Consider the following 22,543-nt stretch of genomic DNA (forward strand, 5'->3'; position numbering starts at 1 on the left):
AATAGAGTTACTTTAGCACAAAGATAATAGAAAAATGTCATTTACTGCAAAATATTGGTCTAAGTCCGAGGAAACAGAACAAATTATTTGTGAATTATGTCCGCGTTTTTGTCGACTCAGAGATGGTCAAAGAGGACTATGTTTCGTGCGAAAACGGTCTGGCAATCAACTTATTCTTGATACATATGGTCGATCGTCTGGATTTTGCATCGATCCGATTGAAAAAAAACCGCTCAATCACTTCTTTCCAGGTACATCGGTTCTTAGTTTTGGAACAGCCGGTTGCAATCTTGCCTGTAAATTTTGCCAGAACCATGACATTTCAAAAAGTCGTGATCAAGACGCGATGGCTCATAACGCGTCTCCTATACAAATCGCAGAAGCTGCCAGAAAACACAAATGTGGATCGGTTGCGTATACATACAACGATCCAGTAATATTTATTGAATATGCTATTGATGTGGCAATGGCTTGTCATGAACGACAAATCAATAATGTTGCTGTTACAGCAGGATATATTAATGAACCCGCCAGAGAGGATTTTTTTGCTGTCATGGATGCGGCAAATATAGACTTAAAGGGATTTTCCCAGAAGTTTTATCGAAAATTAACAGGATCGGAAATTGAACCTGTTCTTGACACAATTGCCTATGTCGCCCAAGAAACAGCGTGCTGGCTCGAGTTAACTACACTAATAATTCCGGGTGAAAATGACAGCCCTCAGGAACTAGAGAAACTAAGCCTTTGGGTGCTTGAAACCTGTGGTTCCGAAACCCCTTTGCACTTTACCGCATTTAAGCCGGATCACCGCATGCTGGACAAGCCAGCCACGCCAGCCAAGACCTTATTTGAAGCTCGAAAGATTGCTCTAAAAGCTGGGTTGAAACACGTTTATGTCGGGAATATTCATGATTACGAAGCCCAATCAAGCTATTGCAATGGATGTGGAGCACGCTTGATCGGGCGAAATTGGCATGTGCTAAGTGATTGGAAGTTAGATGATTTTGGAGGCTGTACCATTTGTGGAAATCAGTTTTCTGGCAGAATTAACGGCCCACCTGGAAATTGGGGCCGGAAGAGGATGCCGATACGCCTATAGACTGGTTTTGGTAGGGACTGACGATAAGAATGCGTCCATATGAAATGCAGACTGCTCAGGAATGCGAAAACGCTCTTTGCCGACAGGGCACTGTCGCCTTGCCGCGCAACCCATTTCAACGCATCGTTCGGTGTCTAGGGTTAATACATGGGATTGACATGCTTGCACGTCATAAAAAAGTCCGTCAAAGGCTGAAACTGGGCAGGCTACTGCGCAGGGAGCCTCACAGGTTTCACATGGAGCAGGGGAAGGCTCCGGCAGCTGAATTTCACTCTCAAGTGCTATGGCCCCTCGGAAAGATACAAAAAGACCGGTCTGATTATGAACCAAAAGGCGAATTGGCGATATATGTATTTCGCCTGTCCTCAGCGCCCATTGATAAAAAGGCGCATAGGGCGGACCTTGGAATGGAAATATTGGCTGCGCCTTTATTTTTCTCGCAAGAGCAATAATCACGCGCTCTGACCACCGATCCATTGGGTTTGATTGCCCATCTTGCATTTCTGAGCTGTTTTTGAAGCGATGCCAAAAATTAGGTTCATCAGGGCCTATCAAAAGTAAAGTTCTGCAATTCTCTGGAACTTGGTCATTTGGCTTAGGGTGAAACCCGCCCATTATTTTCAAAGAGACAGATTGAAAGTCAGTTATGATGTCATCAAACTTCACTTATCCCCAAATGGAAGCCATAGGGTCCACCTTAATCGGGTTGTGCGATTATCCTGCCACTCTAGTCCCACGTTCATTTTCTCATGACCGTCTTGTGGCGCCTCTTTATAGGTTCCAAAAATTCGGTCCCAAATTGATAACGCAAAGCCATAATTGCTATCGTGTTCGAGGCGATTTTTAGAATGGTGTATCCGGTGCATATCTGGCGTCACGATAAGTTTTCGCAAAACTGCATCTATAGGTTTTGGTATGTTTATATTGGCATGATTAAACATAGCTGTTCCATTCAATAATACTTCAAAGATAATAACCGCCAACGCTGCCGGCCCAATTAGATAAACCAAACCAATTTTTAGGAGCATAGAGAGAGCTATCTCAACCGGGTGAAAGCGAATAGCTGTCGTAACATCCATATCCACATCGGCGTGATGAACCCTGTGCAGGCGCCAAAGAAGTGGAACTTTGTGTGTAATCAAGTGCTGTACCCAAATAGATAAATCCAGAATAAATATGCAGATTGTGAATTCTATCCAAGCGGGCCAATTGAGTTGGTTGAAAAGCCCCAAACCCGCTTGAGAGGCATCTATGGCTGCTCCAACTGCCAAAAGTGGCAGGCCAAAAGACAGTGCACGCAGCATCAATGTGTTAATGGCAGTAAGCGCCCAATGGGTGGGCCAACGAGATAGGCGAGAATAAACGCGCTTGCGGCGTGGCCAATAATTTTCCAGCAAAGCAAACAACAAAAATAGAATTAGAAATGTTGACAGACGAATGTAGAGTTCATTTTCCATGATCTAAACTTAATCTTGCCAGTAAAAAGCTCAAGCATTGATGTGAGGTTTTCTATTTTTTTCGGATCAAAGATCCAACACCGTGTTCTGTGAAAAGTTCCAGCAAGCATGCATTGGGAGCACGGCCATCAAGAATGACTACTGCTCTAACGCCGTTTTCAATGGCTTTTAGCGCGGTTTCAGTTTTTGGGATCATCCCTCCGGCGATTACTCCATCTTTTATCAGGCTAATAATCTGATCAGAAGTCAACTCTGTTAAAATGTCACCCTCTAAATTTTTGACACCGTCCACGTCTGTCAACAATAGCAAACGGTCTGCCTTTAACGCTGCAGCAATCGCCCCGGCGGCTGTGTCTCCATTGACGTTGTACGTTTCACCTTTTTGACCTGCCCCCAAAGGAGCAATCACTGGAATAAGGTCATTATCAAACAACGTCTTTAAGACATCTGGATTGACCACTTGAGGGGTGCCAACAAGACCAAGATCAGGATTTGTTTGGTCACAAATCATTAGATTTGCATCTTTACCAGAAAGACCAACGGCCTGACCGCCCTGATTATTTATGGCCTGTACAATTTTCTTATTAACGCGACCAGAAAGAACCATTTCAACGACTTCCATCGTGGCTTTATCTGTGACCCTTTTGCCGTTCACAAACTCAGATTGAATACCTAGTTTTTCCAGCATTGTATTAATCATGGGACCGCCGCCGTGAACAATAACTGGATTAATTCCCACCTGCCGCATCAGTACGATATCGCGCGCAAATGTGTCTAAAGTTTCATCGCTGCCCATTGCATGCCCGCCCAATTTAATAACAACGATTGCATCATCATAGCGTTGCAAATATGGCAAGGCCTCTGACAAGGTACGGGCAGTTGCAATCCAGTCTCGGTTCATGGCTATCGCCTTTACATATTTCTTGATGATGACAATGGTTTTCTATGATTGTGGTCAAATGCGCAAGAGGGCCAATTCTCAGTGTTAAACAAGAGTAGCGATTGTGGCACGCAAGGTCTCAATACCCCACCCTTTTTCTGCTGAGGTGACAATAAGCTCAGGGAAAGCTGCGGGGTGTTTTGATAGGGCTTCGCGCACCTGCGTTAACGTGGCCTCGCGGGCTGGTTCTTTTATCTTGTCCGCTTTGGTCAATATGCATTGAAAGGTTACTGCAGAGCTGTCCAAAAGGCTTAGTATCTCTTGGTCAACAGATTTGATACCGTGCCGCATATCAATCAGTACAAAGGCACGCCGCAAGGATTGGCGACCAGCTAAATATTGTTTGAGTAACCGCTGCCATTTTTCGACCACAGGAAGAGGCGCATTTGCATACCCATATCCTGGCAGATCAACTAAATAAAGACTTTCAGCTGCAGTGAAAAAATTAATTTCCTGCGTTCTGCCAGGAGTATTCGAAGCGCGGGCTAAAGACTTTCTACCCGTTACAGCATTGATCAAAGTTGATTTTCCAACGTTTGATCGCCCAGCAAAACAAACTTCTAATCTATCGTCTGCGGGCAAACCAGACATAGAAACGACACCTTTTACAAAATCAGATTGCCGCGCAAATAAAAGACGTCCCTTTTCGCTGTTTTGCGCATTAGGGTGCTCTGCTAAGGGAAATTCTAGTTTCATCAAGCAAAGCTTACTGGATCACCGACATTAATTCTGCCGGATGAAACTGCAACAGCATAAACATTAAAATCACGATGGTCCCAAGTTTCTAAGGTACCCAAAGTATCAGCGTCGCGCTTTCCCGTTTCTGGGTTTGCAGTAGTTGCCATACAGCGAACAACGCGTTCGCGTACTTCAAAAACAGCACTGCCAATTTTTAATTGTTTGCCTAGCCATTCAAATTCTTCCCAGGGAGCCAACCCATCAACCCATATATTTCCCCGCCATCTAGCAAGCGACAAGTCACGTCCAAATTTTTGGCAAACGGCTCGATGTGATGCCAAATTACCGATACTGATCGATGGATAATCAGTATCAGTTAATCCGTTTTGCTTGGATCGCACCAAGCGGGCTGATTGCGCCCTTTCTGAGGGAACAAGAGGGCCTGCCCAATCTAGAAATTTTTGATGCTCAAGGTCGGGATTAAAAGATAGGTCCTGCAGATCGGGGTGCTTCAGGGTCATAATACCGGTGGCTTCATCAAAGCTGCTGCTAATAGCCATTAAAAGCGGAGCTTTAGATCCGCGACTGAAATTCTGGCATGGTGCCCATGTGGTGCCATCGGCATCTGAAGCCTCATGGGCAACTGCCCAAGCTCTATCCCACGGTAAAGTTGCACCAGCAGCCACTGCAATGCTCGATAACTCTTCTCGGCTATGTGACTTTATTGGATAGCGCCAGATTTGTGTAACGTGGGGCATCATTTTTTATCCGGTTTGGTTTTTTTCTGAAAGCTTGATCTGATATTCCCAAACACATCGGGTTTATAGCCTTGTGTTCGCATGATTAAATATTGCTGTGTGAAAGTGATCGTGTTGTTTGCGATCCAATAGAGGACAAGACCACTGGCGAAAGTCCCTAGCATAAACATGAATACCCACGGCATCCAAGCAAAGATCATTGCTTGAGTTGGATCAGTGGGGGCGGGGTTTAACTTTTGCTGAATCCACATCGATATCCCAAGCAAAATCGGCAGAATGCCTAAAGAAACAATTGCGAAAAGTGACGAGGGATCTGGTGGTGCAAAGGGAAGAAGACCAAAGAGGTTCAAAATCGAAGATGGATCTGGAGCACTAAGGTCTGTAATCCATCCAAGCCAAGGAGCATGACGCAATTCAAGCGTGACAAAAATAACTTTATAAAGAGAGAAAAAGATTGGTATCTGTAGTAAAATAGGCAAACAGCCAGAGGCTGGGTTAACCTTTTCCTTTTTGTAAAGAGCCATCATTTCTTGCTGCAGTTTCTGCCTATCATCTCCTGCTCGCTCCTTAATTTTTTCCATTTCTGGCTGTAGGTTCTTCATCTTCGCCATTGAAACAAAAGATTTGTAGGCCAATGGAAAGAGCAAAGTTTTAATCAGGAGGGTTAGGCCGATAATTGCCCATCCCATATTCCCGATTAGTACATTCAGCCAGTGTAGCACCACAAATATAGGCCTTGTTAGGAAAAAGAACCAACCCCAATCAATACTATCGGTGAACCTGTCAACTCCAGCTGATTGATACCCGCGGATAGCCTCCCATTCTTTTGCACCAGCAAAAAAACGCGTGCTGACCGAAGCGGTTTGACCAATAGCAACCGTTTGGCGCTGCAAAACAGTTTCAGTTTGGTATATGTCTGCAGCTTCGAAATATTTTGCAGTTGATCTAAACCCTGTGCCTGACTGTGGCACGAGGTTTGTCATCCAAAAATGGTCAGTGAAGCCGATCCAACCATTTTCGGCGACTTCTATCCGATCTGCATGTGTTCCTTCGCGTTCATCAATTTTATAGTCGCGAATATCGTCATAATTCTCTTCAGAAAGATTACCATCTGACATGCGAATGAGACCCTCGTGGAGGATGAAGAAATTCTTTAGATCTGAGGGCTCACCATGGCGGCGGATCAAACCGTAGGGGCGTAAGTCAATGCTATTGGTAGAATTGTTGACTACTTGTTGTTCGATTGTGAACATATAGTCACGATCGACCGAGATAAATCGCCGAAATTGGATACCGATATCATTGGTCCACGTGAGTGTAATTGGCGACTCTGGCCTCAGAGCGTTATTGCCTTGCAGGGTCCAAATCGTATCAGGAGTTGGCACTTGATCTGGTGAAGTTCCTGAAATCGCCGCCCAGCCAAAACTTGCATAATAGGCACCTCTTTGTCCGACGGGGCGCAGTAACGTGACATTGTTTGCGCCCTCATCAAGAGTATCGCGATAATCTAGCAGCGATAGGTCATCAATGCGCCCACCTTTAAGAGAAATTGATCCACTCAGTCGATCAGTTTCAATTGGGATACGGGGGGCTTCTTGGGCAGGTGACACAGCCTGTGGTGTTGCTGTTTGTTCAGCTTCTGAAACAGATGGCAATGATGGTGATTGGTTTTGTGTTGTCTGGACCTCAGGGGCGTTTGGATCCACGCTCACCGGTTCAGGTGGCGGGAACATGACAAACCAAACGATGATAACCACAAAGCTGAGCGCCGAAGCCAGAATAAGGTTTCTGTTTTGATCGTCCATAATCGATTGCCACCCTAGCAGATATTGTCTTTGCTGGGTTCAACAGAGTACGGTGGCAAAGGTCAAGAGGGGAACAGTGTTTTTATCACTTTTGCTTGATGTCTAGGTCCATTAAGCGTGTTTTTTTCTTGCACATGGCTCAACTTGCCCCGCGAGCATGATAAAAGTTTATTTGTCTTCCCTGACCAGACTGCAAAAATCAAATAGTTTTGGGTCTAACAAATGTGAGGGTCTGGCATTCATTAGAGCGCGAAACATAACTTGTCTTCGACCTGGGTTATTGGTTTCCCAATTATCCAGAATTTGCTTTACCTGTTGGCGTTGCAATCCGTCTTGTGAGCCACATAGATCGCAAGGAATAACAGGATACTGCATGGCTCTGCAAAATTTTTCACAGTCGACTTCTGCCACATGTGCAAGTGGACGATATACGAAAAGATCGCCTTCTTCGTTCAGTAATTTTGGTGGCATTGTCGCTAGACGGCCACCATGAAATAGGTTCAAGAAAAACGTCTCAAGGATATCATCCCGGTGATGCCCTAGAACCACAGCACTGCATCCTTCCTTGCGCGCTATTCGATATAAATTACCCCGCCGCAATCGGGAGCAAAGCGCGCAATATGTGCGCCCCTGTGGCACTTTATCAACGACGATAGAGTAGGTATCTTGATACTCAATTCGATGAGGGACACCCATTTTCTGAAAAAACTCAGGTAAGACAGTTGCTGGAAACCCGGGTTGACCCTGATCCAAATTGCAAGCCAATATATCAATCGGCAGCAGGCCGCGCCACTTCAATTCATATAAAGCAGCCAGAAGAGTGTAACTGTCTTTACCGCCTGAAAGGCAAACAAGCCAGCGAGTGTGCCGCTCGATCATTCCGTATTGTTCTATAGCTTCACGTACATTGCGTATTATCCGCTTCCGCAGCTTTTTAAATTCGGTCGTCGACGGCGCGCCTGTAAAAAGTGGGTGGATATCGGTGTTGTCATCAAGCATGTAAATGCTTTAGACTTTTCACTGTGCCCAATCAAGGTGTTGGTTTAATCAGGTACTTCGTCATTTCCCGATCCGCCCCAAGGATGACAGCGCGCAATTCGGCGCAAGCTAAGCCAAATGCCTTTTATCGCGCCATGGCGCTGTAATGCTTGTAGGGCATAAGCACTGCATGTGGGGTGATACCTGCAATTTCTGCCGACCAGAGGCGATAAGAACAATCGGTAAGCGCGGATGGGAAGTGATATTACAAAAGCAAGGGGGTCATATCTTGGTTGACGCGTGAATTGTCAAAAGAGCTTGCCTCAGGTCAGCCTTCAGTTCTGCAAAAGATACTCCAACCGTGGTTTGGACACGACCAATGAGCACGTAATCCCATCCGCTAAAGCCAGATATTGGGAGGATAGTGCGCGCCACTTCACGTAGCCGACGTTTGGCGCGGTTTCGTGTGACAGCGTTTCCAACTTTTTTTGAGCAGGTGAACCCAACGCGTATTTTTTTGCCGTTAATTGGGTGCTGCGGGAGGGCTTGGACGATTAGACCTTTGCAAAAAGCTCGGTGTCCTTTGCTGACTGCAATGAACTGATTACGAGAACTAAGTCTCGCCAAGACATTTTTCTGAGGATCAGCTGCAGGTTGGGATTCCTTCGTAAACAACATATGTCCCAGCCGGCCGGTCATAATATACCTGTCGATTTAATGAGTTTATATATCGGGGTAACCGAGATCCTCAGGCACTCAGTGATTTACGACCACGAGCACGCCGCGCATTCAAAATTTTGCGGCCAGCTTTAGTAGCCATGCGGGCGCGAAATCCATGCCGCCGTTTGCGGACTAAGTTGGAAGGTTGAAATGTGCGCTTCATAGCATCGTCTCCGTTAAATCGGGGTGGGCACAAAATGGATTCGCGCCAGTCACCTCTATTGAAGCACCGCCTATAAGGTTGTTAATTGCATAAGTCAAATCATTGAAGAAGGATTTTTAGCATGCAGTGACAATATTTATGAAAACTGTAAGTTGTGTTGATATTTCACTTTTTAAGGGACTTTGATCAATAAACTGTGAGCAATCTAGCATAATGCATTTTTCGGGGTCAATTTATGATCACAAAAACTGGGAAAGAAAAATGAAGTCTAAGGTTTTCGATCGTTTGAAGCAATTTGGACCCTTGTTAATTTTATTCGCAGGGGCCCTAGTCGGGGCTATTTTATTGCGTGACTTAGTGACCTTTGAAACTTTGCAGCAAAATCGTCAAATATTGGTTGAGTTCCGAGATGCGCACTTTGGATTGATGATCGTAGGTTTTTTGAGTTTTTATGTTTTAATCGTGTCATTCTCCCTTCCGGGTGCAAGTGTGACATCCATTACTGGTGGTTTTTTGTTTGGCCTGCCGGTTGGTACGGTCTTGAATGTCTCAGCTGCTTCGACCGGTGCAATAGTGATATTTGGGGCTGCAAGAGCAGGTTTAGGCAAACTGGTAACAAAAAAAATTGATCGGTTCGGTGGGCGCATGGCTGTTTTTAAAGAAAAGTTGCTTGAAAATGAAATTAGCGTGTTGCTTATGTTGCGATTGTTGCCAATCATACCGTTCTTTGCCGTAAATATAATGGCAGCTCTCATAGGGGTTAAGTTTAAAAATTTCGTTTTAACGACAGTTTTGGGTATCATCCCGGGTGCTTTAGTCTTCACTTGGATAGGGGTAGGTATTGGAGATGTTTTCGATCAGTCCGGAAAGCCTGACATCTCTCTCATCTGGTCCCCCCATGTTCTTGGGCCTCTTGTCGGTCTTGCACTTCTTGTTGGGGCGCCTGCCTTTATTCGTATCTTTAGGCCCAAGGAGTTTTAATGGAGCAGAATATTAAAACTGATATTCTCGTGATTGGAGCTGGTTCAGGTGGATTGTCTGTCGCAGCGGCAGCCGTTCAAATGGGGGCAGACGTAATCCTTTTAGAGGGGAACAGAATGGGTGGTGACTGCCTTAACTTCGGGTGTGTTCCTTCTAAAGCGTTACTATCAGCGGCAAAGGCTGCGCATGCCTTTCGGGGCGCAGACGCATTTGGCACGAAGTCCCAAACCCCTCAGGTGAATTACCAGGCGGTTCTTTCGCATGTCGCAGATATCATCTCAAAAATTGAACCCCACGATAGTCAGGAACGATTTGAAGCGCTGGGCGTAAAGGTAATTCGTGAATATGGTAGGTTCATTTCTGACCGAGAGGTTGACGCCGGGCCGTATAGAATTAAAGCCCGAAGAATAGTCATCGCAACAGGGTCTTCTGCTTTTGTACCTCCTATTGAGGGGTTACCAGAAGTTCCGTATTTGACCAATGAAACATTGTTTGAATTGCAAAATACGCCGAGCCATTTGATTATTATTGGTGGTGGGCCGATTGGTGTCGAGATGGCTCAGGCGCACCGGCGCCTTGGAATTAATGTGACCTTACTGGAAGCGGTTAAAATTTTACCACGTGATGATCCAGAGTTGGTTGGTGTGCTGGAAAATAAGCTGCGTGAAGAAGGCGTGGCAATCAGACAAGAAATCAAAGTGGCAAAAGTTTCAAAATCAGAAAATGGGGTTGAAGTTAAACTTTCTAATGGTGAAAAAATCGGGGGGTCACACCTTTTGGTAGCTGCCGGTCGGAGGGTTAATCTGGAAAAGCTCAACTTGTCAGCCGCGGGAATAAGGCGTTCCGAAAAGGGTATCCAAGTCAATGCCAACCTTAAAACTACCAACTCGCGAGTTTACGCCATTGGTGATGTAATTGGTGGGCTACAATTCACTCATGTAGCCGCGTACCATGCCGGGATAGTGCTTCGGTCTAGTCTTTTTGGTCTACCATCTGGTGTGAAAAATGGGCATATACCCTACGTTACTTTTACGGAACCTGAATTGGCCCAAGTTGGTTTCACAGAAGAACTGGCACGGGTTAAATACGGTAAGAAATTGGCGGTTAGCCGGTTTTCATATGATCAAAATGACCGCGCCACTGCAGAACGATCAACCGAAGGGATTATCAAAATCCTCATCTATCGCGGTAGAGTCGTGGGGGTTTCAATTGTTGGTCGCCAAGCTGGTGAACTTATTAATTTCTGGGCCTTTGTAATTGCGAACGGCGTAAAGTTATCGAACATTGCGCGGATGGTTTCAGCTTATCCTACCTTGGGAGAAATAAATAAAAGGGTTGTAGGCAATTACTATGCTCCTCGTCTTTTTGAAAGTGAAACGGTAAAACGACTGGTGCGTTTCGTGCAAAAATGGGTGCCGTAAATCATGTTTAACACATTGTCTGGCCGGTTTTTGGTGTTGACGATTGTGTTCGTTATGTTGGCTGAGATTTTCATTTTCATTCCCTCTATTTCCCGATTTCGCGTTGAATTTTTGTCAGCGCGCATTGAAAGAGCACAAATAGCCTCGCTCGCATTGCTAGCAGATGATATGCTTTCACTTGAGTTGGAAGAAGAGCTCCTTGAAAACGCAGCAGTTTTTAATGTTGTACTTCGCCGAAATGCAACGCGCGAATTAGTTTTATCTTCTGAATTGCCAAAACCAGTGCATGAGACGTTTGATTTAAGATCCGCAACCATATGGGACCTAATAAGTGATGCATTAAACAGGCTGGCTGACCCAGAGCTTAGAGTTATCAGAGTGATTGGGGAACCTAGGCTTATGGGTGGTTCATTGATCGAGGTTACTCTGCAAACACAAGATTTACGCATTGCTATGATTAATTATGGCCTGCGTGTATTTATTTTATCTGCTGTCATATCTGTATTTACGGCATTATTGCTTTTTTTGGCTGTACGCATCGTTATGGTAAGACCAATAAATCGGGTTATTGACCATATGAAGTCTTATGCTTTATCTCCAGAAGATGCGCGGCAAATCATCAAGCCCACTGCAAAAATTTCTGAATTAAAGGAAGCGGAAGTCGCTTTGCAAACAATGCAAAATCAACTGACTGGGGCTTTAAAGCAAAAGGATAGATTGGCACAACTTGGCGAAGCAGTTTCCAAATTAAGTCATGATCTAAGAAATATACTGAGCACTGTGCAATTGCTTTCTGACCGCATGGACAGTAGCCAAGATCCCTTTGTAAAAAGCCTCACTCCAAAGTTGATTGCCAGTGTTTCTAGAGCTGTAAATTTAACTGAAAGCACATTGCGCTATGGTAAAGTGCAGGAACCAGAGGTGCAAATTAGGCAAACTGCGTTGTACCAGATTGTAGAAGATGTTGTTGTCAACGAGCGTATTTGGGTGACAGGCAAAAAGACTATTATCGCGAATTTGGTCCCGGATAATATGAATATTAGTGTAGATCCAGATCAACTCTACAGAGCTTTGTCCAACCTTGTGCGAAATGCCCGGCAAGCTATAGATCTGCAAGGGATTGGAGGAACAGTCAATGTGACTGCATCAGAGGATGCGGATAAGTGGCTTATTTATGTGATTGATACAGGTTTAGGTTTGCCCAAAGACGCCAGAGCGCATTTGTTCGAACCCTTTAGGGGGTCTGTACGCAAAGGCGGTATTGGGCTGGGTTTATCAATTAGCCAAGAGTTAATTCGGGGCCACGGGGGTGAGATAAATCTTGTTTGGTCAAACCAAAATGGCACAAAATTCCAGATTAAATTGCCTAAATAGAGCGCAGTGCAAAGCGATGTTAAACAAATTAGTTTTTGGCGAAACTATTTTTGCCTCTTGCAAAGCCTGAACGAGTGGCTTAGATCGCCGCTATAGGCACCGGTAGCTCAGCTGGATAGAGTACTTGACTACGAATCAAGGGGTCGGGGGTTCGAATCCTCCCCGGTGCGCCACACTTTCAGACTAACTTACTGAAATTCCTTCGAGTTTAATCATCGAGGGAGACCGTCGTGTCACACATTTCGTACACAATTTGTCGTTCAGGCACCTATTACTACAACAGACGTGTGCCAAAACACGCAGTGAAAGATTATGGGTCATTCATCAGGCAAGCTCTGTCCAGATGTCCTATTGAAGCTGAAGCCTATGCAAAACGTCTGAGTGATGTACTTGAGGGGTCATGGAGTAATCATGCAGGTAGGATACAGCCAGTAGATATTCCTGCTTTATTGATCAGCTTTAAACCTCGTTCCTTTGTCCTGTCTGAAATAGCCGACGAGTACTTAACACTCAGGGACATAGATGAGAGGCCACCAAGGATAGCTTTGGCAGGATTTATAGCATTAGCGGGTGATCGAGATGTGAGTGAATACAGCAGAGAAGATGCCAAGCTGTATGTCCGCCACCTCGAAATGAAGGGCAATAAAACCGCTACGATCAGAAGAAGGATTAACAGCCTGTCAGCTATCCTCAGCTATGCCTATGCGGAACTGGACTTGGACAAACGAAACCCCTTCTCAGGGTTGATCATCAAGGCAGAGGGAGAGGATAGCCATAAGAGAGGTACCTTCACCACTGAGCAGCTCAAGCAGGGATACGACAAAGCGCTAGCCTCAGGCAGTCAGGTAAAGCTGCTTATGCCTCTACTTGGTGAAACAGGCTGTAGACTGGCTGAGATAGTTGGACTGAGACTAGACGACATAGATCTTGAAAATGACCTGATCCACATAATACCTAACTCAGCGAGAAGATTAAAAACAAGAAACAGTCAAAGGGTATTACCACTGGTTGGTTATGCAAAGCTGGCAGTGGAAGAAGCTCTCAAGCATTCAGACAACCAGCATCTATTCCCGAGGTATATCCGAGACGGAAAATGCTATGCCACCCATGCGTCCAATGCACTTAACAAATGGCTCAAGAATGACTTTGGTGGCCGTACTGCACATTGCCTCAGGCACACTTTCAGAGACCGCCTGAGAGCCGTAGAGTGCCCCATGGACATGATCGATCAGATAGGGGGTTGGAAATCCGTCAGCTCCATAGGAAATAGCTATGGTGAAGGATACCAACTGGAAAGACTGGAAGAATGGTTCAAAAGATTGCAGGGGGTTAAATGTCCTGCTCGAGAGCTTTAATCCTTTTTCTATGAGCTGCTTTCCGGCACTTATCAGAGCAATAATGTGAACTTTTCCTACGACCAAATCCAGTTCCAAAGGCAAACCACGATGGACAGATCGCACATTGTTTTAGTTGGGTTTGGTTTGTAACTGCTTGTGCAAATTGCACCCATAATGCTGCGGTCAGATTGATAGGGGAGATAGCAAAAAAAGGAGGCCCACCACCATGTCGCTTTCGAATATCTATTTTAACTTCACCGGAGAAAATTAACAAATCAGGGTCATCAAATCTTTCAAGAAATTTGAATCCCACAAGCTCTTCATGATTACCGCTTTGCTTAGCTTCGTTCCAAATTCTAATCGCTTCTGCCATTCTAGAAGCAGAACGTTGAATTTTTTCGAGGGGAACGGAAACCGGTGTATGACTAAACCCATCACACAAATCCAAACCCGGGATACCGTATTTATTTACAAATGCTAAAGCCGTTTGAGCACAGGTTGAGGCTGCACCATATTCCATAAAGGCAGCTGGATTATTTTTAAGAGGATTGCAAGCTTTAAGCGTTTCACTTTTTGCCAAAATATAAATGCCAAATTCAATACCATTGTATGTGTTATACCATTCATCAAGTATAGTTTGGACCCATCGCGGGGCGAATGCCTTTGACTTAAAATCGAAGGTTTCTATCGGTTTTTTGGGTTTGACTGTGATGTCCACATGTTGGGGTTTTAACTCCTCAAACGTGTACCCTTCTGGGCATTTTTGACACTCAAACCATAACAGATCGGTCATTATTTCAAATCCAGACGGTAAATAGACGACTTATCTATGTCACGATAAATTTTATTTTATAGTCTCGTCAAGTGATATATTAGTTTTTTAAATGATGGACAGTGCTGTCGCTTACAATTTGCGAGGATCAGAATGAACAGAAATATCAATACCGCTCAACCTGGCAGCATCAAAAAACTAACTTATACAGTCCCTGAAGCTGCTGAAGTACTTGGGATCGGACGCTCTGCAGCGTACCAAGGGATCCATTCCGGCGAAATACCATCGATCAAAATCGGCAGTCGAATAGTTATCCCAAAGGTCGCCTTACAGCAAAAGTTACAAGGTGCGGGGCAGACAAGTCCCAAAGTAAAGTGCACATGACACACCAGGGGTATAAACATGAAGGGCTCAAAGAAAAAAATTACGCAGCATACTCTACTCGGGAAACGTCCGAGAACTACGAAGGCGTTCTGTTTTATGTCAACCCAAAACTCCGTGTGGCCGTTTGCCCAGATCACGCGCAGTTTTTAATACAACGCTGTGTCGGCACAAGGCATGGTGTAGCCCGCTTTGAGGCGTTCAGCTATCCAACTGACATAATCGTTCTAAGGCGACTGCTCCATACGCGCTACGGCGTCCCTATGGGGCAGGTGATGCAATTAACCAGCGGAATGCCTAGGAAAGCGCGGAATATTACCACACAGCTCAAAAAGTATACCCAACGCGTGCTGGTCTCGGGAATAGGTGCTTCTTAATGTCAGAAACCCACCTTGGAACAAACGAGCGTTCAATCTGCAAAATGCATCGAGGAACCAAATATGACCTGTGATGCTCTAAGGGCTGACAAAGACACTATAGCACGCTTCATATCGGAGATCACTCGAGACTGGAGCAATCATTCAAACGAAGACGGCTTATTCGAGGTTCGCTGTTTGGGCAAAGAACGAACGCCTGTCATTAAAAGCTTTGAACTGAAGGAATGTGACGATGCGGTGGATCTCGCTGTTCAAATGAACAACATCGGGCTGAACATCTATATGACGATTAACCCTATTAAAAAAAGTTCGGTGTGCAAAGCAGCCAAGGATGGGGATATCCTGCGCGCGCATTACACATTTGTGGACGCAGATGACAAACCTGGCATCAACGGATTAGAAGCGCTTACCTCTAAAATTGAGCCTGACTTGGTCGTGATTACTGGCACTATCCCACACCAGCGTCGGCATGCATACTGGCGGTTTGACGAACCCTGCACAGATTTGACGCTCTGGAGCAATCGGCAACTGGATCTGGCAAAGAGGTACAAAACAGATCCGGCGGTGAGCAATCCCTCTCGCATAATGCGTGTTGCTGGCACAGTCAGCTACCCGGATTTAACAAAGCAAGCGAGAGGGTATGTGAATGAGCTTACAGAAATGAGGGTTAATACGAGCTGATGCCCTTATCGAGCATATATGAGTGGGATGAAATCGAACAGCCAATGGAGCCATCAAAAACAGATGTTGGTCCAATTCCAATCCCATTAAAACTCAATAGGAAAGCCGCTTCACAAGCAGCATTGAGCGGTAAGAACTGGCATAACAATATGCTCGTGATGGTTGGCAGTTGGGTGGCTAAGGGTCTTGATGATGAGGAAATACATACTCTTGGGGCAGCCCATACAGTAGAGGGCTATACGGCCGAAGAGACATCTTCAGAAGTGCAAAAGATGATTGATGGTGCGCGCTCAAAGGGATTTGATCAGAAGTCAAACAGTTTAAATCAGGCATTCATCCCGCCGCCAAGACAGATTTTATCCATGATTGGTGATATTGAAATCAAAGATCCAGATTATCTGATCAATGGTATAATCGAAACACCTGCCTTGATCGGCCTGATAGGCCCATCGGGGTCAGGCAAAACTTTTGTCGCGCTTGATATGGCAATGTCAATAGCCACCGGCATCCCTTACCATGAGATGCAGGTAACAGCAGGAACCGTAATTATGTCGGCCGGAGAAGGCCATACTGGCATTCCCCGTCGCGTACAGGCTTGGTGTAGCCATTACGGGCAGAACATCAAGCGTGTAAATCTGGCACTAACCAGACGGGCGATTAATTTATTCGATGAAGAATATCGAAATGCGTTTTGCAGAGAAATCGAAACCATCGCTCTGTCTAAAGGCGAGCCAAAGTTAATTATCATTGACACAGTTGCTCGGCATATGGGCGGTATGGATGAGAATAGTGCCAAAGACATGGGCGAGCTTATTCGTGCGGCTGACAAACTTAAAGATGACTATAACTGCTCTGTCATGCTGGTTCATCACACGGGTCATGCCAATCAGGATCGAGCGCGCGGCTCTACAGCTTTCAAAGGTGCGCTCGACACTGAAATCGTCGTCAATTCTCTTGGTGATCATGATATAACGGTGAAATGCCAAAAGCAGAAAGATGGCACGCCCTTCGATATGCGTCAGTTTGTCAAAGTCAGCATTGAGCCATCAATGGTTCTGCAACAAGTTGAAGTCAGTCGGAGGGCCAGCACCAAAGCAAATCCAAATGAGAAACTGGCTTTGGAAACATTGAAAGAGTGTTTGGCGGGTGACACTCCACTGGCAAAGGTTCCACTCGAAGACTGGCGAAAGGTTTTTTATGAACGACACACGGGTGACAAGCTTAAGAGCAAGGAAGCCGCGTTCCCCCGGGCGAGAGAACGTCTAGTTTTCAAAAACTTAGTAAACTGTAAGAGCGATTTTTATTCTTTGAACGACAGCGCGACATATTAACGACAGTAGCAAAGTGTCGTTCGATATTTTTACGACATCAGAACGACACTACACTACACACCCCTATAGGGGTGTAGTGTGTCGTTCGTCGTTGTGTTTGTTTTGAACTTCTGCAAGAAGAGCTTGTGCACTCTACGTTTTCCACTTTCCAATCTATAAAAAGATCATACTTACTCATGCGAGTTTGAATATCGCTCGTCTTCCCATCGCTCAATCATTCGGCTCAATTCATCTGGCGTCATCTCAGCAGAACTCTTATCCAATAAACTTGTGTCAGCATCTTTTCCAAGATCACCGGCTAATTCTAGCGCTGTTCGTGCGGCGGACACTTTGGCACTGGCAGGCGTTTCCGGATCTAGCATCACCTGCCGCAAAGTGTCACCTGACAAGTTGGCAAGTTCGCCTTGATAAAGCGTTTGTCGAGCCTGCCGCAATAACGGTGATATTGCCGGGTTCCGAGTCAATTCATAAGCTGCTTGCTTTGGAAAAGCATATCCCGCCATGCGTGCAGCTTCGGTGGGATTACGGCGCTCCACTACGTGGTATCTGACAAATTCTTTTTGCTGTTCAGTAACCGACCTTTTTCGAACCTGACCCATGCAACAAGACCTGTATTTATGTGTTTTTATCTAGTTCCAATGTATCAGGTTTTTAGCCAAGTTTAAATTGCGGACGGTTTGGTCGTAAATTTGGCCTGCAGCATTATAGGGATCGTGCAGATGCCAGCTAAGCAGCTCTTAACACTATGTCTAATCCATAAATTATAGATCCACACCGAGACTTCCAATGATTTTAGCTTTACAGCCCCATCAGCAAAGGACTGGCTGATATTGACACCAAAACTGCGCCACTTAAAACTACGCTGGCAAAAGCAGAATACATTGTTGTTTTACAAGTTATTGTATGCAAAGTTGATTTCAAAAGTGCTAGAAAAAAGATCATTTGCATTATGGAAGTTAGCTCAATTGAACGGGTTGTCGAAGATCTTGCCGTGATGAATAGCAAGCTTTTGTTGCTTATCGGTGCACCAGACTCAGGAAAAAGCAATTTGCTAGGAGAACTGGCCAAACGTCGGCAACTGAAAATCCTAAACGTTGGCGCCGCACTGGGGCAAGAACTGCTTACAATTGCAAGCCCAAGAAGAAATATTGATGCCATCGATTTGCTGAAAAGCTTGTCGGATGAGTTCTCGCAAAACGATCTACTTCTCATGGATAACCTTGAAATTTTGTTCGACCAAGAATTGAAACTTAGTCCTTTAGATATCCTTAAACGTCACTCCCAAGCGCGATGCGTTGTGGCTATTTGGCCGGGCGAACTTAAAGACAAAAGATTGACCTATGCCAAAATCGGGCACCCAGAATTTCGTGAATACAGCTGTGATGGCGTGGTCCCGTTCAGGCTAAATTAGAAGGAGAAAAAAAGATGGCAATGCGTTACGGAGACCTTATTCAATTTGATCCCATTGAGTCGGTCATTCAGCTTCTTGACGCAGATCGCCCTGATGAAGCTAAAAAATTAGTAACGACTTATGTTATCTCTGATGACATGGCCGATCGGATCGTCAATAGTATGATTCCTCAACTTTCGTTCGATGAGGCGGTCGACCACAAAGGTGTTTTAGTGGTCGGAAACTATGGTACTGGTAAGTCGCACTTGATGTCAGTTTTGTCACTTGTTGCCGAGGACGTAGCATTTCTGCCGATGATCCAGCACCCCAGAGTGGCCGAGGCTGCAAAGACAATTGCGGGCCGCTTCAAAGTACATCGGATTGAGATTTCCAGTCAGATGTCATTGCGCGACATCATTACCCAACAGCTTGAAGTGTTTCTGGAAAAGCACGGCGTGATCTACGCGTTCCCGCCTGCTGACAAAGTCATCAATAACAAGGCTGCGTTCGAGGAAATGATGTCGGTTTTTGCGGAGATTCACCCCGATCAAGGCATTCTCCTCGTCGTCGATGAGTTTCTCGAATACCTGCGATCACGCAAGGATCATGAACTCGTCCGCGACTTGTCTTTCCTCCGCGAGATCGGAGAGGTTGCCAAGCATCTTCGATTCCGTTTTGTGGCAGGCGTTCAGGAAGCGATCTTTGATAGCAGCCGCTTCCAACATGTGGCAGATAGCCTGCGAAGGGTGAAAGACCGTTTCACTCAGGTTTTGCTGGCACGACAAGATGTCAGCTTCGTTGTCGCCGAACGCCTATTGAAGAAGTCTGTGGACCAACAGGACAAGATCCGCGCTTACCTTAGACCTTTCTCGAAATTCTATGGTTCAATGAACGAGCGAATGGATGAGTATGTACGTTTGTTCCCAGTACACCCGGATTACATTGGTACGTTTGAGCGTCTGGTGTTTACCGAAAAGCGGGGCGCCCTGGTGACATTGCGTGATCAGATCCAGGCAATCCTCGACGGTGAAGTCCCTTCAGATAGGCCTGGTTTGATCAGCTTTGATAAGTTCTGGGATACTGTGGCCACAAATTCGGTCCTTCGCTCGGATCCGAATATCGGGCCAGTGCTCAAGGTTTCGGATGTACTTGCGGAGAGGGTCTCTAAGGGGTTCACTCGTCAAGCATATAAGCCGATGGCGCTTCGCATCATTGACGGTCTTTCAGTCCATCGCTTGACCACGGGGGGGATATCCATGTGCCTGTCGGACCGACGGCTGAGGAATTGCGCGACACGCTATGCCTGTTTCAGCCGGGTATTGAAGACATGGGTGGCGACCCGTCCGACGATCTGCTAACGGCGGTCCAAACCACGCTTCGCGAGACGCTCAAGACGGTAAATGGTCAGTTCATCTCCAAGGCGCCAGACACGGAGCAATACTATCTCGACCTGAAAAAGGACGTTGACTACGATGCTCAAATCGAGAAGCGAGCCGATACCCTTTCCGAAGATGCGCTCGATCGTGCTTTTTACGGTGCTATCCGCCAACTCATGGAGCGCACGGACGAGTCCAGCTACGTGACGGGGCACCAGATTTGGCAATACCAGATCGAATGGCAGGAGCGCCGTGTAGAACGCATTGGTTATCTGTTCTTTGGCGCGCCGAATGACAGGCCGACGGCTCAGCCAGAGCGGGATTTCTATTTGTACTTCATCCAGCCCTTCGATCCCCCACGCTTCCGCGACGAACAGAAGCCCGACGAGGTTTTCTTCCGCCTTAAAGCGCCAGACGAAACGATCAAACGATTGCTGAGCTTTTACGCTGCCGCACAAGAACTGGCATCTACTGCAAGTGGTGGCGCCAAAGGTGTGTATCTTGACCGTGCTCGCGATGCACTGCGCGAAATGAGCAAATGGCTGCAAGAAAAACAGCTGGAGGTATTCGATGTCACGTTCCAAGGCAAGTCCAAGACACTTCGGGATTGGACTAAGGGCATTTCTCTCAGGGACAAAGCGCGCTTGGGTCCGGATGAACGCATCAACTTCCGTGATGTCGTCAACGTAATCGCCGGGATCGCGTTGAGCAGTCGGTTCGCTGATTTTTCACCCGAATACCCAACATTCTCGGCACTGCTAACGGAATCCAACAGAAAGCAGCTCATTGGCAACGCGCTTCGTGCTCTGACCGGCAGTAACCGTACGAAAGACGCCGTGATCGTCTTGGATGGCCTCGAAATGCTTGATGGTAATCGTATTGATCCGGTTGGATCTCGATACGCGCAAGAGGTTCTCGCGCGTCTAAAGGCCAAAGGTCATGGGCAAGTGCTTAATCGAAGCGAGTTGCTCGTCGGCAATGCGGATATCGAATACTTCAGCCCTGACAAATACAGGCTCGAGAGTGATCTCCTGGTTACTGTGCTAGGTTCACTGGTCTATTCTGGTGACATTGTTATGGCTATTGCCGGTGACAAAATTGATTCCGGCAATATCGGGGTTCTCGCAGACCGTCCACTCGATGAGTTGAAGCAGTTCAAGCACGTTGAAGCGCCGAAGGAAATCAATGTTGCAGTGCTTCGATCGCTCTTCGAGATGCTAGAGTTGCCGCCTGGTCTCGCGCAGCAGGCCACGCAAGGTTTAGACGAGCCGGTTAAGGCGCTTCAGGAGGAGGTCAGCAAGCTCACAAAACGTTTGCTTGCAGTCTCCACCGACATGGCGAACCGATTGAGCTTCTGGGGTCAGCCTTTGCTGCGTGACGAAGAAATCCGCGACTGGAGATCGAAGCTCGACGAGCTTAAGGCATTCTCAGAAAGCCTGTCGCCCTACAATACGGTCGGAAAGCTCAAGAATCTGCGCATTGGCTCTGATGATATCGCAGCCCAGAAGAAGAACCTTGAGGTTCTAAACTCCACTGAGGGACTCATCAGCCTGATTGGCGAGCTCGGGAACACAGCAAGCTATCTTGGTCAGGCCGAGATGGTGCTGTCGTCTGACCACGCTTGGGTGAAGCAGGCTCAGGATGCGCGCAAGCAGGTCCTCGATGCATTGTCGAAGAGCCGAACTGGACAGAACGGATCCGAACACCGGCAGACACTCGCAAAGCTCAAAAAGGACTACGTGACTGCGTATGTCAGCATGCACAGCAAGGCGCGTCTCGGAGTGTCCGAAGACAAGACAAAGACTACACTGCGCAAAGACACTAGACTTCTTGCAATGCGGGCTTTGGCGAATATCTCGCTGATGCCGACAAGCCAGCTCACCACGTTTGAAGAGAAGCTCGACAAGTTGAAGAGCTGCGCCTCGCTGATCGACTCCGAACTGGCGGTCAGCCCGGTTTGCCCGCACTGCAACTTCCGCCCGGCAAATGAGCAGGGAGACATGCTACCCGCGGCCAATGTGCTCAAGCAGCTCGATGACGAGCTCGATCAGCTGCTGGACGGATGGGTGCAGACGCTTCTCGACAACCTCGAGGATCCGATCATCCAGTCGAACTTTGAATTGCTGAAGGAAGGCTTCCGCAAGATCGTCACCGGCTTTGTCGTCAGCAAGTCATTGCCCGATCCCGTCACGCCCGAGTTCATCAACGCGGTGCAAGAGGCACTTTCCGGCCTCGACAAGGTTGTCGTCTCGGGCGAAGATATTCGGCAAGCTCTGCTAAATGGTGGATCACCTGCAACACCCGAAGATCTGCGCAAGCGGTTCGATGCTTTCATGAACGACCGTTGCAAGGGCAAGGACACCACCAAGCTACGCTTTGTGGTAGAGTGATTTCGGCTATGACACGCGACGAACTGTTAGAAGAGCTCAACTCTGTAGAGTGGAACGACATAGTGTTCAAAACAGCAGAATGTGCTCACCGAAGCCGGTTTGAAACTTAACGAGCTGCGTCGAGACGACTAGCG

20 protein-coding genes, 1 tRNA gene and 1 pseudogene are annotated in these 22,543 nt (G+C 46.5%); 11 read left to right on the forward strand and 11 right to left on the reverse strand.

The features are described from left to right. Positions 1 to 34: 34 nt before the first annotated feature. A complete protein-coding gene (gene amrS / locus GN278_03265; GenBank protein ID XAT59928.1) occupies positions 35 to 1,099 on the forward strand; it encodes an AmmeMemoRadiSam system radical SAM enzyme in 1,065 nt (354 codons plus the stop codon). 662 nt (positions 1,100 to 1,761) lie between these two features. On the opposite strand, the gene GN278_03270 is transcribed toward amrS, so the two are convergent. The 9 genes from GN278_03270 to rpmH form a co-directional block, all read right to left on the reverse strand. After that, on the reverse strand, positions 1,762 to 2,556 hold the full coding sequence (locus GN278_03270; protein ID XAT59929.1) for a sterol desaturase family protein: 795 nt from the start codon (positions 2,554 to 2,556) through the stop codon (positions 1,762 to 1,764). A gap of 52 nt (positions 2,557 to 2,608) precedes the next feature. Continuing rightward, a complete protein-coding gene (gene argB, locus GN278_03275; GenBank protein ID XAT59930.1) occupies positions 2,609 to 3,457 on the reverse strand; it encodes an acetylglutamate kinase in 849 nt (282 codons plus the stop codon). Between the two features lie 84 nt (positions 3,458 to 3,541). After that, entirely contained in the window at positions 3,542 to 4,192 is a 651-nt protein-coding gene (locus GN278_03280; protein ID XAT59931.1) for a YihA family ribosome biogenesis GTP-binding protein, read from the reverse strand. Continuing rightward, a complete protein-coding gene (locus GN278_03285; protein ID XAT59932.1) occupies positions 4,192 to 4,935 on the reverse strand; it encodes an MOSC domain-containing protein in 744 nt (247 codons plus the stop codon). The genes GN278_03280 and GN278_03285 overlap by 1 nt, the downstream gene beginning before the upstream one ends. Beyond that, positions 4,932 to 6,737 (reverse strand): membrane protein insertase YidC, encoded by a 1,806-nt coding sequence (gene yidC / locus GN278_03290; protein ID XAT59933.1) that lies wholly within the window; start codon positions 6,735 to 6,737, stop codon positions 4,932 to 4,934. The genes GN278_03285 and yidC overlap by 4 nt, the downstream gene beginning before the upstream one ends. Positions 6,738 to 6,905: 168 nt before the next feature. Continuing rightward, positions 6,906 to 7,736 (reverse strand): tRNA 2-thiocytidine(32) synthetase TtcA, encoded by an 831-nt coding sequence (ttcA, locus tag GN278_03295; protein XAT59934.1) that lies wholly within the window; start codon positions 7,734 to 7,736, stop codon positions 6,906 to 6,908. 44 nt (positions 7,737 to 7,780) lie between these two features. Further along, positions 7,781 to 7,981 (reverse strand): membrane protein insertion efficiency factor YidD, encoded by a 201-nt coding sequence (yidD, locus tag GN278_03300; protein ID XAT62520.1) that lies wholly within the window; start codon positions 7,979 to 7,981, stop codon positions 7,781 to 7,783. A 16-nt stretch (positions 7,982 to 7,997) separates the two neighbouring features. After that, entirely contained in the window at positions 7,998 to 8,393 is a 396-nt protein-coding gene (gene rnpA, locus GN278_03305) for a ribonuclease P protein component (protein XAT62521.1), read from the reverse strand. Positions 8,394 to 8,463: 70 nt separating this feature from the next. Beyond that, positions 8,464 to 8,598, reverse strand: coding sequence for a 50S ribosomal protein L34 (gene rpmH, locus GN278_03310; protein XAT59935.1), 135 nt, complete (start codon positions 8,596 to 8,598; stop codon positions 8,464 to 8,466). A gap of 261 nt (positions 8,599 to 8,859) precedes the next feature. Here rpmH and GN278_03315 point away from each other — a divergent pair, with 261 nt between their 5' ends. From GN278_03315 to GN278_03335, 5 genes are all read left to right on the forward strand, one after another. Continuing rightward, a complete protein-coding gene (locus GN278_03315; GenBank protein XAT59936.1) occupies positions 8,860 to 9,579 on the forward strand; it encodes a TVP38/TMEM64 family protein in 720 nt (239 codons plus the stop codon). Then, on the forward strand, positions 9,579 to 11,000 hold the full coding sequence (locus GN278_03320) for a dihydrolipoamide dehydrogenase (protein ID XAT59937.1): 1,422 nt from the start codon (positions 9,579 to 9,581) through the stop codon (positions 10,998 to 11,000). The genes GN278_03315 and GN278_03320 overlap by 1 nt, the downstream gene beginning before the upstream one ends. A gap of 3 nt (positions 11,001 to 11,003) precedes the next feature. After that, a complete protein-coding gene (locus GN278_03325) occupies positions 11,004 to 12,374 on the forward strand; it encodes a sensor histidine kinase (GenBank protein ID XAT59938.1) in 1,371 nt (456 codons plus the stop codon). A 96-nt stretch (positions 12,375 to 12,470) separates the two neighbouring features. Continuing rightward, positions 12,471 to 12,547 (forward strand) — tRNA-Arg (locus GN278_03330). Between the two features lie 114 nt (positions 12,548 to 12,661). Continuing rightward, on the forward strand, positions 12,662 to 13,729 hold the full coding sequence (locus tag GN278_03335) for a tyrosine-type recombinase/integrase (protein ID XAT62522.1): 1,068 nt from the start codon (positions 12,662 to 12,664) through the stop codon (positions 13,727 to 13,729). Here the strand turns inward: GN278_03335 and GN278_03340 are convergent. Further along, positions 13,704 to 14,504, reverse strand: coding sequence for a hypothetical protein (locus tag GN278_03340; GenBank protein XAT59939.1), 801 nt, complete (start codon positions 14,502 to 14,504; stop codon positions 13,704 to 13,706). The two genes, GN278_03335 and GN278_03340, sit on opposite strands and share 26 nt — an antisense overlap. A gap of 132 nt (positions 14,505 to 14,636) precedes the next feature. On the opposite strand from GN278_03340, the gene GN278_03345 reads away from it, so the two are divergent. The 3 genes from GN278_03345 to GN278_03355 all read left to right on the forward strand — a co-directional run bounded on the left by GN278_03345 (position 14,637) and on the right by GN278_03355 (position 17,253). Beyond that, positions 14,637 to 14,867, forward strand: coding sequence for a helix-turn-helix domain-containing protein (locus tag GN278_03345; protein ID XAT59940.1), 231 nt, complete (start codon positions 14,637 to 14,639; stop codon positions 14,865 to 14,867). 437 nt (positions 14,868 to 15,304) lie between these two features. Then, on the forward strand, positions 15,305 to 15,922 hold the full coding sequence (locus GN278_03350) for a hypothetical protein (protein ID XAT59941.1): 618 nt from the start codon (positions 15,305 to 15,307) through the stop codon (positions 15,920 to 15,922). Beyond that, positions 15,922 to 17,253, forward strand: a complete 1,332-nt coding sequence (locus GN278_03355; protein XAT59942.1) for an AAA family ATPase — start codon at positions 15,922 to 15,924, stop codon at positions 17,251 to 17,253. Before GN278_03350 ends, GN278_03355 begins: the two co-directional genes overlap by 1 nt. Before the next feature lie 170 nt (positions 17,254 to 17,423). Here GN278_03355 and GN278_03360 read toward each other — a convergent pair whose 3' ends face one another. Beyond that, positions 17,424 to 17,852: a hypothetical protein gene (locus GN278_03360; protein XAT59943.1), complete on the reverse strand. Its 429-nt coding sequence runs from the start codon at positions 17,850 to 17,852 to the stop codon at positions 17,424 to 17,426. A 350-nt stretch (positions 17,853 to 18,202) separates the two neighbouring features. Between GN278_03360 and brxF the strand changes: the two genes are divergently transcribed. Next, entirely contained in the window at positions 18,203 to 18,664 is a 462-nt protein-coding gene (gene brxF, locus GN278_03365; GenBank protein ID XAT59944.1) for a BREX-3 system P-loop-containing protein BrxF, read from the forward strand. Positions 18,665 to 18,684: 20 nt separating this feature from the next. Further along, a pseudogene (locus GN278_03370) lies at positions 18,685 to 22,409 on the forward strand (ATP-binding protein). The last annotated feature ends 134 nt before the right edge of the window (positions 22,410 to 22,543 follow it).

The organism is Rhodobacteraceae bacterium Araon29, from assembly GCA_039640505.1.
Lineage (GTDB): Bacteria > Pseudomonadota > Alphaproteobacteria > Rhodobacterales > Rhodobacteraceae > CABZJG01.